At 32.1% G+C, this 23,848-nt stretch carries 17 protein-coding genes; 9 read left to right on the top strand and 8 right to left on the bottom strand.

From position 1 onward, the window contains the following. Window positions 1–292: 292 nt before the first annotated feature. Complete coding sequence (locus ACJBCC_RS13940; RefSeq protein WP_407557524.1) at window positions 293–7,366, top strand: Ig-like domain-containing protein; 7,074 nt, start codon at window positions 293–295, stop codon at window positions 7,364–7,366. Window positions 7,367–7,598: 232 nt separating this feature from the next. On the opposite strand, the gene ACJBCC_RS13935 is transcribed toward ACJBCC_RS13940, so the two are convergent. The 8 genes from ACJBCC_RS13935 to ACJBCC_RS13900 all read right to left on the bottom strand — a co-directional run bounded on the left by ACJBCC_RS13935 (window position 7,599) and on the right by ACJBCC_RS13900 (window position 16,069). After that, a complete protein-coding gene (locus tag ACJBCC_RS13935) occupies window positions 7,599–8,600 on the bottom strand; it encodes an acyltransferase family protein (RefSeq protein ID WP_367179564.1) in 1,002 nt (333 codons plus the stop codon). A 99-nt stretch (window positions 8,601–8,699) separates the two neighbouring features. Further along, entirely contained in the window at window positions 8,700–10,079 is a 1,380-nt protein-coding gene (locus ACJBCC_RS13930; protein WP_299100125.1) for a nucleotide sugar dehydrogenase, read from the bottom strand. Between the two features lie 157 nt (window positions 10,080–10,236). Beyond that, entirely contained in the window at window positions 10,237–11,256 is a 1,020-nt protein-coding gene (locus ACJBCC_RS13925) for an NAD-dependent epimerase (RefSeq protein WP_407557523.1), read from the bottom strand. A 91-nt stretch (window positions 11,257–11,347) separates the two neighbouring features. Next, entirely contained in the window at window positions 11,348–11,725 is a 378-nt protein-coding gene (locus ACJBCC_RS13920) for a hypothetical protein (RefSeq protein ID WP_299100121.1), read from the bottom strand. A 48-nt stretch (window positions 11,726–11,773) separates the two neighbouring features. Further along, a complete protein-coding gene (locus ACJBCC_RS13915; RefSeq protein WP_299100119.1) occupies window positions 11,774–12,973 on the bottom strand; it encodes an alanine dehydrogenase in 1,200 nt (399 codons plus the stop codon). Window positions 12,974–13,085: 112 nt separating this feature from the next. Further along, on the bottom strand, window positions 13,086–13,640 hold the full coding sequence (locus ACJBCC_RS13910; RefSeq protein WP_299100117.1) for a hypothetical protein: 555 nt from the start codon (window positions 13,638–13,640) through the stop codon (window positions 13,086–13,088). 244 nt (window positions 13,641–13,884) lie between these two features. Next, window positions 13,885–14,340 (bottom strand): tRNA (adenosine(37)-N6)-threonylcarbamoyltransferase complex ATPase subunit type 1 TsaE, encoded by a 456-nt coding sequence (gene tsaE / locus ACJBCC_RS13905; protein ID WP_407557525.1) that lies wholly within the window; start codon window positions 14,338–14,340, stop codon window positions 13,885–13,887. Between the two features lie 181 nt (window positions 14,341–14,521). Continuing rightward, window positions 14,522–16,069 (bottom strand): PglZ domain-containing protein, encoded by a 1,548-nt coding sequence (locus ACJBCC_RS13900; protein ID WP_407557522.1) that lies wholly within the window; start codon window positions 16,067–16,069, stop codon window positions 14,522–14,524. A gap of 191 nt (window positions 16,070–16,260) precedes the next feature. Here ACJBCC_RS13900 and ACJBCC_RS13895 point away from each other — a divergent pair, with 191 nt between their 5' ends. The 8 genes from ACJBCC_RS13895 (at window position 16,261) to sucD (ending at window position 23,783) form a co-directional block, all read left to right on the top strand. Beyond that, window positions 16,261–17,490: an HD domain-containing protein gene (locus ACJBCC_RS13895; protein WP_299100113.1), complete on the top strand. Its 1,230-nt coding sequence runs from the start codon at window positions 16,261–16,263 to the stop codon at window positions 17,488–17,490. Window positions 17,491–17,541: 51 nt separating this feature from the next. Next, window positions 17,542–18,570, top strand: coding sequence for a UDP-3-O-(3-hydroxymyristoyl)glucosamine N-acyltransferase (gene lpxD / locus ACJBCC_RS13890; protein ID WP_299100111.1), 1,029 nt, complete (start codon window positions 17,542–17,544; stop codon window positions 18,568–18,570). Beyond that, on the top strand, window positions 18,557–19,963 hold the full coding sequence (locus tag ACJBCC_RS13885) for a bifunctional UDP-3-O-[3-hydroxymyristoyl] N-acetylglucosamine deacetylase/3-hydroxyacyl-ACP dehydratase (RefSeq protein WP_299100109.1): 1,407 nt from the start codon (window positions 18,557–18,559) through the stop codon (window positions 19,961–19,963). Before lpxD ends, ACJBCC_RS13885 begins: the two co-directional genes overlap by 14 nt. An 82-nt stretch (window positions 19,964–20,045) precedes the next feature. Further along, the gene (lpxA, locus tag ACJBCC_RS13880) at window positions 20,046–20,831 is read left to right on the top strand and encodes an acyl-ACP--UDP-N-acetylglucosamine O-acyltransferase (protein WP_367179558.1); all 786 of its coding nucleotides are present in this window, start codon (window positions 20,046–20,048) and stop codon (window positions 20,829–20,831) included. A gap of 47 nt (window positions 20,832–20,878) precedes the next feature. After that, complete coding sequence (gene efp, locus ACJBCC_RS13875) at window positions 20,879–21,445, top strand: elongation factor P (RefSeq protein WP_299100107.1); 567 nt, start codon at window positions 20,879–20,881, stop codon at window positions 21,443–21,445. A 46-nt stretch (window positions 21,446–21,491) separates the two neighbouring features. Further along, window positions 21,492–22,427, top strand: coding sequence for a UDP-3-O-(3-hydroxymyristoyl)glucosamine N-acyltransferase (locus ACJBCC_RS13870; protein WP_407557521.1), 936 nt, complete (start codon window positions 21,492–21,494; stop codon window positions 22,425–22,427). Next, window positions 22,427–22,837, top strand: a complete 411-nt coding sequence (locus ACJBCC_RS13865; RefSeq protein WP_407557520.1) for a nuclear transport factor 2 family protein — start codon at window positions 22,427–22,429, stop codon at window positions 22,835–22,837. Before ACJBCC_RS13870 ends, ACJBCC_RS13865 begins: the two co-directional genes overlap by 1 nt. Window positions 22,838–22,910: 73 nt before the next feature. Next, a complete protein-coding gene (sucD, locus tag ACJBCC_RS13860) occupies window positions 22,911–23,783 on the top strand; it encodes a succinate--CoA ligase subunit alpha (RefSeq protein WP_299100101.1) in 873 nt (290 codons plus the stop codon). Window positions 23,784–23,848 lie beyond the last annotated feature (65 nt).

The following is a 23,848-nucleotide window of genomic DNA, read 5'->3' as shown; positions in this document are numbered from 1 at the left end:
ATTAATGTATTGTAAATACCTTATTTAGCTTTTTATTTTTGTAAAAAAATCCGATAAAGTGTTAAAGTTTAATATAGTATAATCCAAAGGTGTTTTGTAATCGTATATAATTAAACAAAAATTTTGACTTTTATTCTGTATGTTTTCCCCTACTTAAACATGCGTTTGATCGAAAAAAATAACAATTAACTGCGCTTTGTCGAATAATTTAGCGTTTAAACCTTGAAAAACATTTTTATTTTATAGCTTGCAATACTTACTTATGTTAATTAAAAATGTTCCCTAAAAATTTATGAGAGCTCCTAAAATTATCCTGAACTACATCGGTTATATACCAATATTAATATTATTCTTTATTTTTTCTAGTTTAAATGCTCAGCAATTAGCGTTTCCTACCGCTAAAGGTGCTGGTGCATATTCCACTGGTGGACGTGGTGGCCAAGTTATACATGTTACAACTTTAGATTGGGATGCACCAGGAGGTTTACGTGAAGCGATTCAAACACCTGGACCTCGAATAATTGTTTTTGATGTAAGTGGAGAAATAGATGCAACAAGTCAAGGGGCTTATACACCAATAATTACAGGGCCAGAGTATGATAATATTACAATAGCTGGTCAATCAGCTCCGGCAGGTGGAATTACTCTTATTACAACAGAATTTATGTTTACTAACGTAAGTAATGTAATCATTCGTTATATACGTTTCAGAGGAGGTATAAATAGTTATCAAGATGCAGTTTGGCTTACAGGTGGTAATAATATTATAATCGACCATTGTACTTTTAGTCATGGAGGAGATGAATCTGGAAGTTTAGCATCAAGTTCAAGACCTATGTCAGATATGACTATGCAGCACTGTTTTTTCCAAGATAGTAAAACGGGTAGTATTTTGGGTACAGATAATCTTATAGGTGATTTTACTTTTGTTAATAATGTATTCAGTAATATATCCCATAGATTTCCAAATCCAAAAGGAGATGGACAATATGATATAATTAATAATCTTGTATATAACTGGAAATATAGACTAATTAGAGTATCAGGTGAAGGAACTTACAATGTTATAAATAACTACTACAAAACATCAGTAAACGGAATTAGAAAACCAGGATGGTTTGGAGATGGCTATATTGGTACATGGTTACAAAAAGTTCAAACGCAAGCCTCGGATAATCCGCTCATATATTCAGCAGGTAGTATAGTTACTGGCCAACGAGAAACTCCTCAAACAGATGATAGTGATATGTGGACTGTTTTTGCAGGATCTCATTTAACGGAAAACACTCAAGTGCCAAGCCAATATTTTACTTCAGTTGCCTTCCCAATCGTGGGTCATAGTTATCCAATAAAAACGGCACATCAACTTTATGAAGATATACTGTTGGATGTTGGTGCAGACAAAACACTGAATGCAAACGGAACTATTTACCCTTACAATGATGATAAAGATGCTCAAGATATCTTAATGATTCAAAATGATACATATGCTGGTAGTTATTATGATGCGAAAGCATTAATTCCTTACCCTGTCGTTCCAGAAAATACAAGACCAGCGAGTTTTGATACAAATAATGATGGGATGCCAGATGTTTGGAAAGCATCTAGAGGATATGCTGCAGATGATGATATTTCTAGCCTAGTTTGGCCAAGTGGATATGTTGGTATAGAGGAATATTTGAATGAAATAGATCTCAATGGTGTCGAAATTATTGATGTCACAGGTGTAGAAGTAACACCAGAGACAGCAACGATTAATATACCTGATACAGCAAGCTTATCTGCAACTTTTTTGCCTTCAGACGCTACTAATCAAAATGGAACATGGAGTAGTAGTGATGAATCTATTGCAACTGTTAGTCAAAGTGGAATAGTATCACCAGTTTCTGAAGGAGAGGTAACTATAACTTTTACTACAAGTGATGGCGATTTTACTGATGATGCAATTATAACAGTTACAAATGTTGTAATTCCATTAGAATCTGTTATAGTAACACCTGAAACTTCGAATATTGAATTAGGAAATAACTTGCAATTAACAACAGAATTTTTTCCATCTAACACATCTGATATTTCTGGAATATGGAGTAGTAGTGACGACACTATTGCTACAGTTGATGAAGATGGAAACGTTACAGCATTAATGGTTGGAGAAGTAACTATTACGTTTACTGCTAATGATGGCGGATTTTCAGATAGCTCATCAATCACTGTTGTTGATGATTTTTTTGGAACATATCCCTTATACAATGCAGATACAGATGTAATTATACATGATATTATTGGAGATACTGATATTAATTTAGAAGATGAAAGTGAATATATCAACTTTAGATGTATACCAGAAGGTGGTGATGATACCTCTGCAGTAGAAAGTGTTGGTGTTACGTGGACAGGACCATCAAGTGGTAACTGGATAGAAAGTGATCCTATTTATGCAGGATTACCAAACGGACACGTTGGTTTAAATTTTGAACCATATTTAGTTGAAGAAGGAACTTATGATTTTGTAATAACCTATTACAGTGGGAATGGTGGAACAGGCAGTGTTGTGGCTGTTGATAATTTTGCATTAACGTTTTTTTTTGATTCACTCTCTTCGGCTACTGCAGGAGAAGATTTTGATATTTGTATTGGTGAAACAACTACGTTAACTGCATCTGGTGGATTAAATTATTTATGGGATAATGGAGAGATAACGCCATCAATCGATGTAACACCAACAGAAACAACAACTTATTTAGTTACAATTTCAGATGATCAAGGTAATTCTGTTGATGCAAGCGTTACAGTAAACGTTAATGAATTACCAGTTGCAAATGCTGGAGAAGATCAGACGATATGTGAAGGTTCTACTATTTTCTTAACAGCTTCAGGAGGAACTTCTTATTTGTGGAGTAATGGAGAAACAACAGAATCTATAGAAGTTAGTCCTACTGTAGAAACTACATATTCAGTAGAAGTTAGTTCTAATAATTGTACAAGTACAGACGACGTAACAATTTTTGTAAATGAAGCACCTGATTTAATAATTTCAGAAGATATAGTAATTGTTGAAGGTGAATCTACTTTATTAACAGTGAGTGGTAGTGATAATTATCAATGGAGCACAGGGGAAATTACGGATTCTATTACAGTTAGTCCAATTTCTACAGAAGTTTACAGTGTGAGTTCTGTTGGAGTTAATGGCTGTACGAGCTCTGTTAACGTAACAGTAACGGTAATACCAGAAGTTGTAGCATATGCAGGTGAAGACGTAACGGTTTGTAGTGGAGAATCTGTTACATTAAATGCTGCAGGTGGTTCTACATATACTTGGGATAATGGAGAAGAAGGTTCTGAAATTATCGTTAATCCTACATTAACAACGACATATACGGTTACTGCAGAAGATGACTATGGTTACACAAGTACAGATAGTGTTACTATCAATGTTATAGAGTTACCAAATATTACTATTGGTAATGATATATTTATAATGATTGGTAATTCAGCAACACTTACAGCAAGTGGTGGTGTTGAATATTTATGGAATACTACAGAAATAACTCCAGAAATTACCGTAACTCCAGATGTTACTACAACATATTCTGTTGTAGGAACTTCAGAATATGGATGTGAAAATTTTTCAGAAATTACAGTTAATGTTGTAGAGTTACTTGAAGCTAACGCAGGAGAAGACACTTCAATATGTATAGGAGATAGCATCACATTAAATGCTTCTGGAGGAACTGGTTATGTATGGAATACAGGAGATGAAGGTGCGTTTCCAACATTTACACCTACTGAAGATACTACTTACACTGTAACCGTTACAGATGACTATGGAAATTCTGATACTGACGATGTAACTATCATTGTAAACCCTATACCAACGGCTGATGCTGGTGAAGATCAAATAATATGTAATGGTGAATCTGTAACACTAACAGCTACTGGGATTGAAGGAAATATATTTTTATGGAATACAGGAGAAACTACAGAATCGATTACTGTAAACCCAAATGAAAACACAATTTATACAGTAGAAGTTTCTAATGGCACATGTTCTCATTCAGATGATGTAGAAGTAACTGTTTTACCAACTCCGGAAATTGTATTAACTGAAGATTTAGTTATTATTATCGGCGAATCTACTACTCTTGAAGTTTCTGGAGGAGATTCGTATTTATGGAATACTGGTGACAACACTACGTCTATTACGGTAACACCAACAGAAACAACTACTTATTCTGTTACTGGTTATCTATTAAATGGATGTGAAGCTACATCCGAAGTTACAATAACGGTAATACCTCAGATAGTTGCAGATGCTGGTTTTGATTTATCAATATGTGCAGGAGAAACCGTGACACTTACGGCTTCAGGTGGAACTACTTATCAATGGAGTAATGGGGAAATTGGTGCATCAATTACAGTTAACCCAATTGAAGATACTACATATACTGTTACAGCTACAGATGATTACGGAAATTCAGATTCAGATGACATCACAGTAACTGTAAATGAACTACCAAGTATAAATGTTGGTGATGATGTACTTATTAATGAAGGAGAAAGTACAACCTTGGTTGCCAATGGTGCAGATACATACTTATGGAATACAGGGGAAAATACAAATGAAATAATTGTAACACCCGCTGTAACTACTACGTATTCAGTAACGGGTTATTCCATAGAAGGATGTGAAATTACGGAACAAATTGTTGTGACAGTAATTCCTGAAGTAATAGCTGATGCAGGAATGGATGTAGAAATTTGTTATGGAGAATTTGTGACTTTAAATGCAACTGGAGGAACTAATTACTCTTGGAATACAGGACAAAATAATGCTTCCATAATATTAAACCCAGAAGTGACAACAACCTATACTGTTGAGGTAAGTGATAATTATGGTAATTCTGATACTGATAGTGTTACCGTAATCGTTAATGATTTACCTACAATTAATTTAATTGATGAAATTACAATTCTTGAAGGTGAAAGTGCTGATATCGTTGTTAGTGGAGCGGATTCATATTTATGGAGTACAGGAGAAACCTCGGATATGATTTCAGTATCTCCTATAGAATCAACCACATATAGTGTAACTGGTTACTCAGAAAACGGATGTCAAATTACCGAGGAAGTTATAGTTGTTGTTGCGTCAATTGTTATTGCAGATGCAGGGTCTAATGTTGCAATTTGTAATGGTGAAAGTGTAACTCTTACTGCCTCAGGAAGTTTATATTACTTATGGAGCACAGGAGAAACTAGTGCTTCAATTACGGTTAATCCAACACAAACAACATCATATTCTGTAGTTGTTTCTGATGAATATGGAAATATGGACACAGATAGTGTTATTGTTACCGTACCCGATATGACTACAGTAACACTTAGTGAAGATGTATCTATTTATACTGGTGAAAGTACTACTTTAGTTGTAAATGGAGCAGATCAGTATGTTTGGAGTACTGGTCAAACTTCTAACGTAATAGAAGTTAGCCCTGGACAAACAACTACGTATTCTGTAACAGGTTATTCATCTAATGGTTGTGCAAGTGAAGAATTACAAGTTACCGTTACTGTTATACCTCAGATTGATGCTAATGCTGGTAATGATGTATCAATTTGTATTGGAGAAAGTGTTGTAATTACAGCAACTGGAGGAGATAACTATGTATGGAATACAGGAGCAACTGGTGCTTCTCAATCATTTTCGCCAACAGAAACGACAGTTTATACTGTAACTGTTTCAGATAATTTTGGAAATTCGGATACGGACAGTGTTACTGTAACTGTAAACGAGTTACCTACTTTAACTATATCTGAAGATGTAGAAATTATTGAAGGTGACAGCACAACTCTATTTGTAACTGGTGCGGAAACATACATTTGGAGTACTGGTGAATCGACAGAGACAATTACTGTCAGTCCTACGCAAACAACGACTTATTTTGCTATAGGTTATACAGCAGAAGGCTGTCAAAGTCAAGCGGTAGTTACTGTAATCGTTATACCCGAAATAATTGCTGATGCAGGTAATGATGTTTCAATATGTATTGGTGAAAGTGTAACCTTGAATGCTTCTGGCGGAATAAGCTACTTATGGAATACTGGCAACACTGATGCATCAATTACGGTTACACCAAATGAAACAACAAGTTATACGGTTACTGTTTATGATGAATTTGGAAACTCTGATACGGATAGTGTTGTAATTACGGTTAATGATATACCAGAAATTAGTGTAAGCGAAAATATATATATAATTGAAGGAGAGAGTGCGACTTTGAGTGTAAGTGGAGCTGTAACTTATCTATGGAACACTGGAGATACAACAAGTTCTCTTACCGTTAACCCGACCCAAACCACAACCTACACTGTAGTTGGATCTTCAAACTCATGTGATAGTCAGCCACAAGAAATTACAGTAACAGTTGAACCGTTATTTATTGCTTCTGCGGGTACTGATGAATACATATGTGATAACTTAAGCTATGAAGTAGTATTAACAGCTAACCAAGGAGATAGTTATTCATGGAGTACTGGTGAAACATCGCAATCAATCATCGTTTCTCCTATATCCACAACAACGTATAATGTTATTGTTACTCAAGGGGAACAACAAGATTCAGATTCGGTTACTGTCTACGTAGATCCTAGTCCAGAAGTTGTTATTTCTAACGGTGACAATGTCGATATTTTAAATGGTGATTTTATTACCCTTTCAGCTTCAGGAGCTAATAGTTATGAGTGGAATAATGGTGCCACACAGCCAAACATTGCAGTAAGTCCTACTATTACAACTACATATGAAGTACGAGGTTATGTAGGTGATTGTTACGATGAAAAACAAGTAACAGTTAATGTACTTAACCCGGTAATAGCAGATGCTGGTGATGATATGTTTATTTGTGTTAACGATGTTGTAACCTTAACAGCAACAGGTGGAGATGACTACGTTTGGAATACGGGAGAGACAACTCAATCTATTGAAGTATCTCCATCAGAAACTACAGATTATATAGTTACGGTATTTAATGCATTAGATTTTGATGAAGCAACGGTTAGAGTTGAAGTAGATTTAACTTGTACTACGGAATCAGATAATCCAATCGATAGTGAAAATGTAGAATTGGTTGTTTATCCTAATCCAGCTTTTAACGAAGTTAATGTGAAACTTTCAGGTGGATTAGAAGTGTCTAATATTCAATTCTTTGATATTACCGGTAAATTAGTTCATACGGCTCAAATTTTTAATGAAGAAATGAATCCTTCAACAACAACGACTATTGATATTAGATCATTCCAAGCTGGAGTATACTTTGTAAAGTTCGTAGATGAACGAAATAACGTAACAAAAAAGTTACTCGTAGAATAGATTATTTTACTATTAAATAATAATTACAATTGACCTGAAACTTATTTGATCTATGTCTAAAGATTTTTTATTAACTAATAAAATCTATTGGTAGTAATTTGAGTGTTGAAAATTAAAATTGACTGAATCTCAATAGAACTTATAATTCAGAGATTGCATAATAAGTTAGTTTGCTATATCAATGCCTTATTATTTTACCGTTAAATTAATTTAGTAGGAATAATACAAAATTTTAGGAACCACCGATTAGCTCTCTTCCTATTTTAAGTTTCATCAACAAACTTCCTAAGATTAATGAAATTGTCATAGAACTCACAAATGCCAATGAAATAGCTAGTATAATTGGTAGATTTTGCACAAAGAGGAATGTGAAAAATATTTTTAATAATGGTTCGTGAATGAGGTATAAATAGTAACTATTGTGATTTATAAATGAAATTGTTGGTTTAATTTTTTGTACTAAGTTATCATGTTTTGTTATGATCACATTTAAAAACCCATATATAAAAAATAAAGACAAAATACTTAAAACTAGTAGTACTTGATTTATGGAAAATTGAATATACTTATTGTCAAAGAATTTTATTGAACAAAAGTAAATTACAAATAACACCAAATGTGTTAAAAATATACATAACACTTTTCCCTTCAAAAAACTTAATATAACTGTTGAATTTTTGTTGAATAGATTGCCTAATTGAAAAAAGATAAAATACCTAGCCACTAGACCTAAAGGCTGTAAATGAAAATAATTAAGCGGTAGTACAATAAGATATAAGAAAACACCGAGAATGATGCTAAAAACATAATGCTTACATAAGTACGTTTCAAATTTATAATATAACAGAAACATTACGAACATCATTAAAAGAAACCACAGGTGTCCGGCTCCAACCCATAGATGTGACAAGAATGATAATACCGAATTATAATCTAAAAATACCCAAATGTAAAATGGAGCAAGAATTAAATAAGGTACAATTAATCTCCTAGATTTTTTTTCAAATAAAATTTTAAAACTGGAATACTTGTTGTAATTATTTCGTAAAAAGAAATAAATATAACCTGAAATAAATACAAATAGAGGCATAGAAATAGTAGATGTATATCTACCAATGAAATCTGCAATAATATTGTATTCATAATATTTACTTACATCCCAACTATTTCGAAAAGGAGAAAAGGAATGTCTAAGAACAACTAATGTTATACCAACTGCTCTTAACAAATTCATATGACTTAAATCTTTTTTTAACATTTAGCGTAATTTTTATTTTTCTAATTAATGTCTTAAAAAAGTTAAGAATGTAAGTAATATTACTATGTTTTAGGATTACTTTCCTATAGAAGAATATTCAAAGCCAATCTTTTTCATTTCAACGGGATCTAATATGTTTCTACCATCAAAAATAAATGCAGGCTTTTTCATTTGGCTATAAATTTTTTGCCAATCATATGTTTTAAACTCATCCCATTCAGTCATAATAGCAACTGCATGAGCATCCTTTGTTACTTCGTATGGATCATTGTAAGATTTAACCAAATCGTTATTTTCAGCTTCAGATCTAGTGTTTAAATAATTCAGATCCACTTGAACCTTTTCTCCGTTTACCTTTGGATCATAAACAGCTATATTAGCTTGTTCGCTTAACAAATGATCTGCTACATAAATGGCTGCTGATTCTCTAGTGTCATTAGTGTCCTTTTTAAAAGCCCAACCTAACATTGCAATCTTTTTACCAGAAACTGTATTATATAAAGTACTAATCAAGTTATCAGAAAAACGACGTTTTTGATGATCATTTAATATAATTACCTGCTCCCAATAATCAGCAACAGCTTGTAAGTTATAGCTTCTTGCAATGTAGACTAAATTTAAAATATCTTTTTGAAAACAAGATCCTCCAAATCCAATAGAAGCATTTAAGAATTTAGGTCCAATTCGAGAATCCATCCCAATTGCTTTAGCAACTTCGTTAACATTAGCCTCTGTATGTTCACATAATTCAGAAATAGCATTAATTGAAGAAATACGTTGTGCTAAAAATGCATTCGCTGTTAATTTAGATAATTCTGAAGACCAAACATTTGTTCTTAAAATACGATCTTGAGAAACCCAACTTCCATAAACATTGGCTAAACTTTCAATGGCTTCTTCTGACTCTCCTCCAATTAATACGCGATCAGGATTAAGTAAATCTTGAACGGCTGTTCCTTCGGCTAAGAATTCAGGATTAGATAAAATACTAAACTTAACGTCTTTACCAGTATTATGTAATATACTCTTTATTGCTTGCGCTGTTCTTACAGGTAATGTAGATTTTTCTACAACAATTTTATCGGTAGTCGCAACTTCCGCAATATTTCTTGCACATAATTCAACATACTTTAAATCTGCAGCCATACCTTTTCCTTTACCATAAGTTTTGGTAGGTGTGTTTACAGAAATGAAAATCATTTCAGATTCTTTTATAGTTTTATCTATTTCCGTTGTAAAGAATAAATTTTTACCTCTTGTTTCTTCAACGATTTCTGCTAAACCAGGCTCATAAATAGGCAGTTTAGAAACATCTTTATCATTCCAAGCTGCGATACGCTCAGCATTGATATCAACAATAGTAACTTTTATATTTGGATTCTTTTTTGCAATGACTGCCATTGTAGGGCCTCCTACATAACCAGCTCCGATACAACAAATATTTGTTATTTTCATTATTTAAAGTTTATTTAGACTTGAGTTAATTGTCGTAAAAGACAACAAATTTGATTGAAATTATTTTATTTGCGCAATATAATATATAAAGAACACTTTTTTACGATAAGTATCCACCTAAACATAGATTTCGTGACCTTTTAATAATAATAAAATCCTATTTATAATAATTTTTAAACCAATCAATGAAAGACTTAACACCATGTTTTATAGATGTGTTAGGTCTGTAATCATAATCTTTTATTAATTCATCTACATCTGCCCAAGTTCTTTCTACATCACCAGGTTGCATTTCCATCATGTTTTTGGTTGCAACTTTATTTAAGTTAATTTCAATTTCTTTTATAAAATCTAAAAGTTTTACAGAATCATTATTTCCAATATTATAGACTTTATATAATTCTTTTGAAGCAATTCTTTCGGTTGTAGATTTTTCTATTATTCTCACAACGCCTTCAACTATATCATCAATAAAAGTAAAATCTCTTTCCATGTTTCCATGGTTAAATACTTTTATAGGCTTATCATTAACAATTGCATCTGTAAATAAAAACATCGCCATGTCAGGTCTTCCCCAAGGTCCGTAAACTGTAAAAAACCTTAAACCAGTAGTTGGTATTTTAAACAAATGACTGTAGGTATGTGCCATTAATTCATTACTTTTTTTAGTAGCAGCATAGAGGCTAATTGGGTAATCTACGTTGTCGTCAGTGGAAAATGGAATTTTTTTGTTCATTCCATAAACACTAGAACTACTTGCATATACTAAGTGTTTAATAGCATTGTTTCTACAGCATTCTAAAATATTTAAGAATCCAACCAAGTTAGAATCTACATACGTTTCTGGGTTTTCTAAACTATATCTTACACCTGCTTGGGCTGCTAAATTACAAACGATTTCAAATTCTTCGCTCTCAAATAGCTTAGGAAGTTTAATACGATCTTCAAGATTCATTCTAACAAATGTAAAATTGGTAGAATTACTTTTACAAATACTATTAAATTCTTCAGCCTCAGTTTTGTCTATACCTAACTCTTTAAGTCTATCATATTTTAAATTAACATCATAATAATCGTTAACATTATCTAAACCAACCACTTGATGACCTTTAGATAAAAGTATTTTTGATACATAAAATCCTATAAAACCTGCTGCTCCTGTTACTAATACTTTCATGATAAAATAATTTTACAATTTTAAAGAGGGATGTCAAATATTAAAATTTTGTGTGATACCTCTAAATTTTATGGTAATCAATTTCAACAAATTAGATGTTTGTATACTTAATATCGAGGATTGTCGCTATTGAGTCACAATTTTTAATTTTCAACTCCATTTCACGCTCTTTGTAGGCATTATCTATAAAATAGACTTTACAAGAATCTAATTTTGTCTTGCTTTTAGAAAAATTAACACTCCCAAATTTTATTAAATCAACAACTGTGGTTGAGTCGATTTTATTATCATTTATAAATTTTGAAGCATCAGAAGTGTAGTTAATAGATTTTGAACTGATATTTTTTACCGTTCTAGCATTTGGGCTATAATCGCAAGATGCATCTTTACCGTTTAAAAAAAACATTAATAGAATTAATCCTATTGCAAATCCGCCTAGATAATAGCCTAATCGATTTATAAATTTCATAGATAAATAAAATGTTCTGTCAGTAGACTAGAAGAAGTCAACTAAATTTTAAAAGATTAATAAATTAGCATCGTTGTAATCTAAACCAAACCATTCTGCTACTGATTTATTAGTTAAAATGCCGTGGTAAAAGTACAACCCATTTTTTAAACCTCTATCAAATCTTAAGGCATTTTCTATGCCTCCATATTCTCCAATTTCTAATAGGTATGGCGTAAAGATATTACTTATTGAAACTGAAGCAGTTCTTGAATATCTTGCAGGAATATTTGGTACACAATAATGTATTACGCCATTATGCTCAAAAGTAGGCTTATCGTGAGTGGTAACTTCACTAGTTTCGAAACATCCTCCCATATCTATACTGACATCTATAACAACGGAGCCATTTTTCATGTGGTTTAGCATACTTTCGGTTATTACAATAGGTGCTCTATTAACTCCTCTAACAGCGCCAATGGCTACATCGCAACGTTTAAGTGCTTTTATGAGGTTTTTAGGTTGCATTGTTGATGTATAGATAGTGCGACCTAAATTATTTTGAAGTCGTCGCAATCTTGTAATAGAACTATCAAAAACTTTAATATTGGCTCCTAAACCAATAGCTGAACGCGCTGCGAATTCGCCAACAGTACCAGCACCTAATATGACCACTTCGGTAGGAGGAACGCCATTAATATTACCCATCATTAAACCATTTCCTCCATTTACGTTAGATAATAGTTCAGATGCAATTAATATAGATGCCGTTCCGGCAATTTCACTCAAAGAACTCACTGCTGGATATGCGCCATCATCATCCTTTATATATTCAAAAGCTAAAGCTGTGATTCTTTTTTTTGCAAGAGCTTCAAAATAAGACTTTTCTTGAGTTTTAATTTGAAGTGCAGAAATTAATAAGGTTTGAGGGTTAATTAATTTAATTTCATCTAATGAAGGAGGTTCAACTTTGAGGATGATAGGGCAGGAGTACACTTTTTCTGTATCCTTTGTAACTTCTGCGCCTGCTTCGCTATAATTTTTATCTTTAAAATTAGCACCTTCACCAGCACCAGATTCTAATAAAACACGATGGCCGTTTGCTGTTAAAGCTGAGACCGCATCTGGAGTTAAGCAAACTCTGCGCTCTTGAAAATGTGCTTCTTTGGGAATGCCTATAAAAAGCTCACCTTTTTGCTTTAATATTTCTAAGGTTTCCTCTTGAGGTAATAATTGGGCTTTAGTAAAGGGAGATAAAGATATACTCATTGAGTCAGTTAATTTATATAGTAATGCAATATAACGAAACGTTATAAATATTACTAAAATTAATCTAACCTTAAATTATTTATAATTTTTGAATATTAATTGAAAGTGAATTTTAAAAATATTGTTTAACCTTGCTCCAAACGCCTTTAGGTTTTATCATAAACTCGGCTTCCATTTCTTCTAAAGTTTTATTAGACATGTTTATTTTGTTAAACATTTTGGCTCTAATTAAATATATTGAAGGCACTACGATGACTAAAACGGGTAACAATATTAAAATTTGATTCTCATCTGTATTTTCGAGTTCAGCGTGATAGCTAGTAATTATTTGAAACGAATACATAACAATCGGTACAAGTAGAGCGTGATACCACCAATGTTTACAAGTAAAAAACCAAATAAACATTAAAATAAGAGGAACTACTTTACCAGTATAAACCCACATGGCATATTGAGCAGATTCCCAAAAACCGCTTTCGTATGTACCCAAAAAAGTGTCCCAAACAGCTGTATCTGGAACACTTTCGTGTAATAAATATAATAATGGAGTAGAACTAATAAAAGTAGCAATAATAGTACCTAGTATTGCTGTTCTACTTAAATTATTATTAACCCCATTTAACGAGTTTTCTTTTCTTTTTTTCGATTTTTGTTGTAGTCTGTCCATCTAAATCAATAATGTTTGTAGCTTGTACAGTAAATAACATTCCACCAAAAATAGCAATTGCTAGTACTAGGTTTTTTTTAGTTTTCATAATAAAAGGGATTTAATTAATTAATACATCAAAAATAAAAGCATTATCTAGTGCTTACAAATTTAAAGTAGTTAAAATCCGATAGATTATGGGGTATTAGTTACGGTTTTACCGTAATACTAGTAGGTTTCTGTAGGAATTATTCTATAAGTAAAATTATAGATTTACTGTTTTCATTGCTAACTTATGGGTTAAATGTTTGTCGTTTATTGTTAATTTGAGGGATCTTTTATTATTATCAATGTCAGTGATAGTAATGGTTTGAGAGTTGTCAGGTATTAATTCTTCTATGCGCTCTGGCCACTCCATAAATAACCATGAATCACTACTTAAATAATCTTCTATTCCAAAATTGTATGCTTCTTCAATAGAATTTATTCTGTAAAAGTCAAAATGGTATATTTTATCGTCAGGTATAGTGTATTCATTTACAATAGAGAAGGTTGGGCTCGTGGCAACATCATCACTTTGCATCGCTTTAAGCAGTGCATTAATAAATGTTGTTTTACCAGCTCCCATACTACCGTTAAATAGTATTATCTTAGAATCTAAATGCTCTAATATACTAGCAGCAATTGCATCGATATCCTTTAAATAATATGTGAACTCTATTGTTTCCACTAAATTTTAAAATAATTTAACGATACAAGGGTAAGAAAAATATTTTGGATAACCTAAAAAAAAGCGTATTTCATCGATTAATTTTGCATTTTAAGGATTATTCTTTCAGTATTTTAAAGAATTATTCAAGACAATGTCTTTAATTTACTTTATGATTGTAAGAATAATTTTTCTATTTAGGCTCCATAACAACAAAAGGAATAACCATCTCTTCTAAAGAAACACCTCCATGTTGATAAGTGTTTCTGTAATAACTTACGTAATGATTAAAGTTATTAGGATAAGCTAAAAACATATCTCCTTTTGCAAATATAAATGAGCTACTCATAGTTAATGAAGGCAAGTGAACGGATTTTGGATTTTTAACGGCTAATACATCCTTATCTTGGTAGGTTAAACTTCTACCCGTTTTGTAACGTAGGTTTAAACTGGTATCTCTATCTCCAATAACTTTTGAAGGTGCTTTTACATTTATTGTTCCGTGATCTGTAGTTAAGATTAATTTAAAACCTAGCTGCTGAGATAGCTGAATCATTTCTAATAAAGGCGAATTTTTAAACCAACTAACCGTAAGTGATCGATAAGCTTTATCATTTGATGCCAATTCTTTAACAACTTCCATTTCTGTTTTAGAATGCGACAGCATATCTACAAAATTGTATACAATTACATTAAGATCATTATCTTTTAGAGATCTAAAATTTTCAACTAATTTTTTTCCAGCTTTTAGATTTGTGATTTTATGATATGTATGCTTTAAATTCCCAAGACCGAGACGTTTTAATTGTTCTCTTAGAAAATCGCCTTCGTGCATGTTTTTACCACCTTCATCAGTATCGTTTTTCCAATATTGAGGAAATAAGCTTTCCATATCTGCTGGCATTAAGCCTGAAAAAATGGCGTTTCTTGCATATTGTGTAGCTGTCGGCAGAATGCTATAAAATGCTAATTCTGATGCTTTTTTGTAATAATTATTAACTATTGGTTCAAATGCTTTCCATTGATCGTAACGTAAATTATCAATTACTACCAAAACTGTTGGTTGTTTATCACTGAGTTCTGGGACTACTTTATCTTTAAATAAGGTGTGAGACATTACAGGTGCATCAGTATTGGGCTGAAACCAATCTTCGTAATTTTTTTCAATAAATTTTCCAAACTGATTGTTCGCTTCTGTTTTTTGAGATTCTAAAATATCAGTCATTCCAACATCCTCAATCCCTTCAAGTTGTAATTCCCAGTAAATGAGTTTTTGATATAAATCCACCCATTCTTCATAAGAATTAACCATTGACAAATCCATAGCAATCTTTCTAAATTCTTGCTGGTAATTAGATGTTGTCTTTTCAGAAACTAAACGCGAGTGGTCTAAATTCTTTTTTAAACTCAATAAAATTTGATTAGGGTTAACAGGTTTTATTAAATAATCAGCTATTTTATTTCCAATAGCTTCTTCCATAATATATTCTTCCTCACTTTTTGTAATCATTACAATAGGTAAGTTTGCACGTCTTTCTTTAATTTCGTTTAAAGTTTCTAATCCTGTAAGTCCTGGCATATTCTCATCTAAAAAGACAATATCGAAATTAGTATCATTGATTATTTCTAAAGCTTCAGTTCCACTTTGGCATTTAGTCACTGTGTAACCTTTCTGTTCTAAAAAAATAATATGTGGCTTTAATAAATCGATTTCATCGTCAACCCAGAGAATATTTATCATGTTATGGTATATTTGTTTATTATTAATAATGATTTAATTATTTGCTTGCTGAATACATGATTTTGTCAGTCTGTACTCGTTTCAGGATCTAACAATGTAATTATCAATTTTTAAATATGTGATTCTGATATATATTCAGAACGACAAAGCAAAAATCTAGCAACAAACGACTAGCAATAAAAACTATAATTTTGCCTACAAAAAATAAGCTTAAAATCTTTAACGACCCAATTTACGGATTTATTACTATTCCCAATTCGTTAATCTTTGATATTATTCAGCATAAATATTTTCAACGATTAAGAAGAATCAGTCAAATGGGTTTATCATATTTGGTATATCCAGGTGCTCATCATACACGTTTTCATCATGCTTTGGGCTGTATGCATTTAATGCAAAAAGCTATCAATGTGCTTCGTTTTAAAGGAGTTATAATTTCTGGTGAAGAAGAAAATGGTTTGCTAGTAGCAATTCTCTTACATGATATTGGTCATGGACCATTTTCTCATGCCATGGAACATAGTATTGTAAATGATGTCTCTCACGAGGAAATTTCGTTGCGATTTATGGAAAAACTTAATACAGAGTTTAACGGAAGTTTAACGTTAGCCATTTCTATTTTTAAAGGAGAATATCCACGTCAATTTATGTGCGAGCTTATTTCTAGCCAATTGGATATGGATAGAGCAGATTATTTAAAACGTGATAGCTTTTACACTGGTGTTGCAGAAGGGAATATAAATAGTGAACGATTAATAACGATGCTTAATGTAGTTAATGATCAATTAGTCGTAGAGGAAAAAGGTATTTTAAGTGTAGAAAAGTTCTTAATTGCTAGGCGTTTTATGTATTGGCAAGTTTATATGCATAAAACAGGTGTTGTTGCAGAGCAATTGTTAATGAGTGTTTTAAAACGTGCTAAAGAATTGGTGCAGCAAGGCGAAAAACTAAACTGTAGTGATGCGCTGTTTTATTTTCTGTTTTCGGAGATAAATGCAGATAGTTTTACAAATGAAACATTACAAGTTTTTTCAAAACTAGACGATTATGATATCGTTGCGGCTTTAAAAGAATGGCAAAACCACAAAGATTTTGTGTTGAGTAATCTTTGTCAAATGATATTAGAGAGAAATTTACTGAAGGTAAAGTTGAAAAATAAAGCCATTAAATCTTCGGAATTAGCAAGCCATACAGAAGCTTTAATGCAAAAACATAATATTACTGAGCAAGAAGCTAATTACTTCGTTTTTCACGGAGAGCTTACAAATCAAGCTTATCAGAATAAGTTTCAAAAAATTAACATCCTATTTAAATCAGGAAAGATAAAGGATATCGTTAAAGCATCAGACCAATTAAACTTAAAAGCACTAAGTAAACCGATAACTAAATATTATATGTGCTATCCTAAAAAGAAAATGTAATCCTTTTTTTCTATTTTTGTGAAAATCAATCAAGACTATAAAAATAAATAATTGAAATTTACAGCAGAACAAATCGCAGGTATTTTAGAAGGTACTGTTGTTGGTAATCCTAATATAGAGGTTTCTAAACTATCTAAGATAGAAGAAGGAACTGAGGGGTCACTTACCTTTTTATCTAATTTAAAATACACACCTTATATATATACAACTGAAGCCTCTATTACAATTGTAAATACAGATTTTAAACCTGATAAACCAATTTCTACTACTTTAATAAAAGTGGAAGACGCTTATGAAGGTTTTTCAAAATTATTAGAGTACTATAATCAAATTAAACTTAATAAAACAGGCATAGAACAACCTAGTTTTATTTCGGATTCGGTGAGTCGAGGTAATAATATTTATGTTGGTGCTTTTGCGTATATTGGTAATAATGTACAATTAGGAGATAATGTGAAGATTTTCCCAAATGCTTATATTGGTGACAATGTGGTATTAGGAGAAAACTCAATTGTTTTTTCAGGAGGAAAAGTTTATTCAGATTGTATTATTGGAAGTAACTGTGTTATTAACTCTGGTGCTATTATAGGAGCAGATGGTTTTGGTTTTGCGCCTACAAAGGATGGTGGTTATGCTAAAATTCCTCAAATAGGTAACGTTATTTTAGAAGATTATGTAGATGTAGGAGCAGGTACCACTATAGATAGAGCAACAATGGGTTCTACAATTATAAGAGCAGGTGTAAAACTAGATAATCAAATTCAGATTGCGCATAACGTTGAAGTTGGAAAAAATACCGTAATTGCAGCGCAAACAGGTGTTGCTGGTTCTTCAAAAATCGGAGAGAATTGCCAAATTGGAGGTCAAGTAGGTATTGCCGGCCATTTAGTAATTGGTAATAATGTAAAAGTACAGGCTCAATCTGGTATTGGTAGAAATGTAAAGGATAACGAAATATTACAAGGATCGCCTTCATTTGGCTATTCTGATTGGAATAAATCTTACGTGTATTTTAAAAATTTACCTAAGCTTGCAAAAACTATTAATGAATTAGAAAAAAAAGTAGATGGCAATAATTAAAACAGATATAAAACAAAAAACCATTGAAAAAGAAGTAACACTGCAAGGTGTAGGTCTTCATACTGGTGCTGATGTTAAATTAGTATTTAAACCTGGAGCAGAAAACTCGGGTTTTGTATTTGTGCGTGTGGATTTAGAAGGAAGTCCTAAAATGCAGGCAGATGCTAATTATGTAACAAGTACACAACGCGGAACTTGTTTAGAAAGAAATGGTGTTACAATTCAAACTTGCGAGCATGTTTTAGCGGCATTAGTTGGGTTAGATATTGATAATGCTATAATTGAATTAGATGCTTCAGAGCCACCAATTATGGATGGATCTTCAAAGTTTTTTGTTGAAGCTATTGAAGAAGCAGGTATTGCAGAACAAGATGCTTTTAGAGAAGTTTATGAAGTGACACAAGTGGTCTCTTATACAGATGAAGAAACAGGTAGTGAGATTATTTTAATGCCATCTAGTGCATATCAAATTACTACAATGGTAGATTTTGGGACCAAAGTTTTAGGAACTCAAAATGCAACGTTGAACAAAGTTTCAGATTTTAAAACTGAAATTGCAGATGCTAGAACCTTTAGTTTTCTACATGAAATTGAAATGCTATTAGAACATGGATTAATAAAAGGTGGTGATTTAAACAATGCTATTGTTTATGTAGATAAAGAATTATCTCCAGAAACCATGGAAAAATTAAGAGTAGCATTTAATAAAGACAATATAGCTGTTAAACCAAACGGAATTTTAGATAACCTAACACTTCATCATCCTAACGAAGCTGCACGTCATAAACTATTAGATGTTTTAGGCGATTTAGCTTTAATTGGCACTCGTATAAGGGGTAAAGTTATAGCAAATAAACCCGGACATTTTGTAAATACCCAATTTGCTAAAAAGATGTCTAAGCTCATTAAAAACGAAAGGCGTAATAATGTACCACAAGTAGATTTGAATTCTCAACCCTTGATGGATGTGAATCAAATAATGGATATGTTACCTCATAGACAACCGTTTTTATTGTTAGATAAAGTATATGAGTTATCTGACAACCATGTCATTGGTATGAAAAATGTAACTATGAACGAAGAGTTCTTTAGAGGTCATTTTCCAGGAGCACCAGTAATGCCAGGTGTTTTAATCGTAGAAGCGATGGCACAAACAGGTGGAATTTTAGTACTAAGCACGGTTCCGGATCCTGAAAATTATCTAACATTTTTCATGAAAATGGATAACGTAAAGTTTAAACAAAAAGTAGTGCCTGGTGATACTTTAATATTTAAGTGTTCGTTAATAACGCCAATTAGAAGAGGAATTTGCCATATGCAAGGTTATGCATACGCAAATGGTAAATTATGTGCAGAAGCAGAGCTAATGGCACAAATATCAAAAGTTAAGTAAAACATTACTTTATTAATTAGTATTAAAATAATTTTAAAGGCTATTGCATTTTAATTGCCTTATTAAAATAAAAAGAAAACAAATGAACCAACCGTTAGCATACGTGCATCCTGGTGCAAAAATCGCAAAGAATGTCGTTATAGAACCTTTTACTACAATACATAACAATGTTAAGATTGGTGAAGGTACTTGGATTGGAAGTAATGTAACCATTATGGAAGGTGCTCGTATAGGAAAAAATTGTAATATTTTTCCGGGAGCAGTAATCTCTGCAGTTCCTCAAGATTTAAAATATAATGACGAGGATACCACAGTAGAAATTGGTAATAATGTTACTATTAGAGAATGTGTTACTATAAATAGAGGAACAACAGACCGAATGAAAACTGTTATTGGTGATAATTGTTTAATTATGGCGTATTGTCACATTGCTCATGATTGTATAGTTGGTAATAATTGTATTTTTTCTAATAATAGCACACTTGCAGGACATATTACTGTTGGTGATTATGTTATTTTGGCTGGTATGACAGCTGTACATCAATTTTGTTCAATAGGTAATCATGCTTTTGTAACAGGTGGATCTTTAGTTCGTAAAGATGTTCCTCCTTATGTTAAGGCAGCTCGTGAACCTTTATCTTATGTTGGAATAAATTCTGTAGGATTAAGACGAAGAGGTTATAGTACAGAAAAAATTAGAGAAATTCAGAATATATACAGAATGCTCTATCAAAAAAATTATAATAATACACAAGCGTCAGATTTAATTGAAGCAGAAATGGAAGCAACTCCAGAGCGTGATGAAATACTACAATTTATTAAGAATTCTCATCGTGGAATTATGAAAGGGTATTTTAAATCCAATTAATACGCATCATCAATAAACTAATAATTAAAGATTAAATAAATAAAATAATGGCTACTACTTCAGATATAAGAAACGGACTTTGTCTTAAATACAATAATGACATTTATAAAATTATAGAATTTTTACATGTAAAACCTGGTAAAGGACCAGCATTTGTAAGAACCAAAATGAAGAGTGTAACTACAGGTAAGGTTTTAGATAATACATTTTCTGCAGGTCATAAAATAGAAGATATTCGAGTGGAAACTCACAAGTTTCAATACCTCTATAATGATGGTGAATTTTACCATTTTATGAATGAAGCAGATTACACTCAAATTAGATTATTAGAATCGGCTTTAGACAGACCAGATTTAATGAAAGAAGGTGAAGTTGTTACCATTCAAATCAACACAGAAGACAATATGCCACTTTCGGTAGAATTACCGGCTTCTGTTGTATTAGAAATTACGGCTACAGAACCTGGCGTAAAAGGTAATACTGCCACTAATGCTACAAAACCAGCAACTGTAGAGTCTGGTGCAATTGTAAACGTTCCTTTGTTTATCAATGAAGGCGATAAAATTAAAGTAGAAACTGCAAAAGGTACTTATAAAGAACGTATTAAAGAATAGGTCTTATCTGTTCTTGTATCCATCTAATTTATAAAACATTTAGCCATTGAAGTTTCCTTTTCCACATACCTTGAAACAAATAGCAACTTTAATTAATTGCGAATTTAAAGGTTCAGAAGATTTTGAAATATTAGGCATTAATGAAATTCATGTGGTAGAACCAGGTGATATTGTTTTTGTAGATCATCCAAAATATTATGACAAAGCATTAGAATCTGCAGCCACAATTGTGCTTATTAACAAGGATGTTGAATGTCCGGAAGGTAAAGCGCTTTTAATTTCAGACGATCCTTTTAGAGATTTTAATAAAATTACAGCACATTTTAAGCCATTTAAAAAGGCAAATTCAACAATTGCGGAAGATGCTAAAATTGATGAAGGAACTATTATTCAACCTAACTGTTTTATAGGAAACAATGTTTCTATAGGAAAGAATTGCATAATACATGCTAATGTTAGTATTTATGATGATAGCGTTATAGGTGATAATGTTACCATACATTCAGGAAGCGTTTTAGGAGCAAGTGCGTTTTATTACAAAAACAGACCAGAAGGCTATGACCAATTACTGTCTGGAGGACGTGTCATTATTGAAGATCATGTAGATATTGGTGCACTTTGTACTATAGATAGAGGCGTTACAGGAGACACTACTATTGGTGAAGGATCAAAATTAGATAATCATATTCAAATTGGTCATGATACCGTTTTGGGAAAAAAATGTTTAATAGCTTCACATACAGCTATTGCAGGCTGTGTTGTTGTAGAAGACAATGTCACAATTTGGGGACAGGTTGGTGTTAAAAGCGGAATTACACTAGCAAAAGGAACGGTATTATTTGCACAATCTGGTTTAGGACACTCTACAGATGAGGGTAAAACATATTTTGGTTCACCAGCCATAGATGCAAGAGCATTTTTTAAGGAACGCGCTTATGTCAAAAAAATACCCGAAATTCTTCAAAAAATAAAACATTTATAATGTCAGCAAAAGATATTGTTAAAGCATTCTATGAATCTGATATCGCTAATGATGTAGATATTGTTTCAAAATATTTTCATAGAGATTGTGAGTTACACTGGACGAGCAGTCAGGGGTTTGATTTATTAGGTTATAAAGAATTAGAATTGTTTTTTAAAGGTACAAGGCAATCTTTTGAAAGTGTTCGTTTTGAATTCACACATTTTATTGAGGCGAATAATTTTGTAACGACGCGTCATACTTTGTTTGGGTTTACAATAGAAGATCCTGATATTGAATCAATTATTGCTCATTTTACAGCAATTTGGGAAGTAAAAGAAGGTAAATTATTTAGAGGTTATGAAATTAGTCATCAAGTTAATGAAAATGACGAAACGAGTATGGCTTCTTATAAAGAAATAAAATTATAAAAGAGGTCGCATTTGCGTTTTAAATCTCTTATTTTTGTTACAGTAATTATAAAACTAAAAATAGATATAACCAATGAGTGTTTTAGTAAACAAGAATTCTAACATAATTGTTCAAGGTTTTACAGGTAGTGAAGGTACTTTTCATGCTGAACAAATGATTGAATATGGTACAAACGTTGTAGGAGGTGTAACTCCAGGGAAAGGTGGTAAAACACATTTAGACAAACCTGTTTTTAATACAGTTGCAGAAGCTGTAGAAAAAGTAGCTGCTGATACCACAATTATCTTTGTACCACCAGCATTTGCTGCTGATGCAATTATGGAAGCTGCAGATGCAGGTATTAAAGTAATCATCACAATTACTGAAGGTATTCCTGTTGCAGATATGATTAAAGCTTCAAATTATATTAAAAATAAAGAATGTCGTTTAATTGGTCCTAACTGCCCAGGAGTAATTACACCAGGAGAAGCGAAAGTTGGTATTATGCCAGGTTTTGTATTTAAATCAGGAAATGTAGGTATTGTTTCTAAATCAGGAACTTTAACTTATGAAGCAGCTGACCAAGTAGTAAAACAAGGTTTAGGAATTACAACTGCTATTGGTATTGGTGGTGATCCAATCATTGGTACAACGACAAAAGAAGCTGTTGAGTTATTAATTAACGATCCAGAAACTGAAGCTGTTGTGATGATAGGTGAAATAGGAGGACAGTTAGAAGCTGATGCTGCAAATTGGTATAAAAAGAGTGGAAGTAAAAAACCAGTTATTGGTTTTATTGCTGGTGAAACTGCTCCTGCTGGTCGTACAATGGGACATGCTGGTGCTATTGTTGGTGGTAGTGATGATACTGCTCAAGCAAAAAAGGCCATCATGAGAGAATGTGGAATTCACGTTGTAGATTCTCCGGCTGAAATAGGTAAAAAAGTTGCTGAAGTTTTAGGCTAAACTTCTGTTAAAATATTTTTAAAAACTTCACGTTATTAATCCATTAGCTATATTTATAGCTGATG

The sequence above is a fragment of the Winogradskyella sp. 4-2091 genome (assembly GCF_045765065.1).
GTDB lineage: Bacteria > Bacteroidota > Bacteroidia > Flavobacteriales > Flavobacteriaceae > Winogradskyella.
The sequence above is the reverse complement of the archived record's forward strand: the minus strand, read 5'-3'. Positions and strand labels throughout refer to the sequence as shown.

What these genes read in the sequence shown, in the direction of transcription:
- ACJBCC_RS13935 (WP_367179564.1), bottom strand. Translation starts at nt 8,600, where the DNA reads ATGAATTTGTTAAGAGCAGTTGGTATAACATTAGTTGTTCTTAGACAT.
- ACJBCC_RS13865 (WP_407557520.1), top strand. Translation starts at nt 22,427, where the DNA reads ATGTCAGCAAAAGATATTGTTAAAGCATTCTATGAATCTGATATCGCT.
- sucD (WP_299100101.1), top strand. Translation starts at nt 22,911, where the DNA reads ATGAGTGTTTTAGTAAACAAGAATTCTAACATAATTGTTCAAGGTTTT.
- ACJBCC_RS13885 (WP_299100109.1), top strand. Translation starts at nt 18,557, where the DNA reads ATGGCAATAATTAAAACAGATATAAAACAAAAAACCATTGAAAAAGAA.
- efp (WP_299100107.1), top strand. Translation starts at nt 20,879, where the DNA reads ATGGCTACTACTTCAGATATAAGAAACGGACTTTGTCTTAAATACAAT.
- ACJBCC_RS13910 (WP_299100117.1), bottom strand. Translation starts at nt 13,640, where the DNA reads ATGGACAGACTACAACAAAAATCGAAAAAAAGAAAAGAAAACTCGTTA.
- ACJBCC_RS13900 (WP_407557522.1), bottom strand. Translation starts at nt 16,069, where the DNA reads ATGATAAATATTCTCTGGGTTGACGATGAAATCGATTTATTAAAGCCA.
- ACJBCC_RS13925 (WP_407557523.1), bottom strand. Translation starts at nt 11,256, where the DNA reads ATGAAAGTATTAGTAACAGGAGCAGCAGGTTTTATAGGATTTTATGTA.
- lpxA (WP_367179558.1), top strand. Translation starts at nt 20,046, where the DNA reads ATGAACCAACCGTTAGCATACGTGCATCCTGGTGCAAAAATCGCAAAG.
- ACJBCC_RS13930 (WP_299100125.1), bottom strand. Translation starts at nt 10,079, where the DNA reads ATGAAAATAACAAATATTTGTTGTATCGGAGCTGGTTATGTAGGAGGC.
- ACJBCC_RS13920 (WP_299100121.1), bottom strand. Translation starts at nt 11,725, where the DNA reads ATGAAATTTATAAATCGATTAGGCTATTATCTAGGCGGATTTGCAATA.
- ACJBCC_RS13915 (WP_299100119.1), bottom strand. Translation starts at nt 12,973, where the DNA reads ATGAGTATATCTTTATCTCCCTTTACTAAAGCCCAATTATTACCTCAA.
- ACJBCC_RS13940 (WP_407557524.1), top strand. Translation starts at nt 293, where the DNA reads ATGAGAGCTCCTAAAATTATCCTGAACTACATCGGTTATATACCAATA.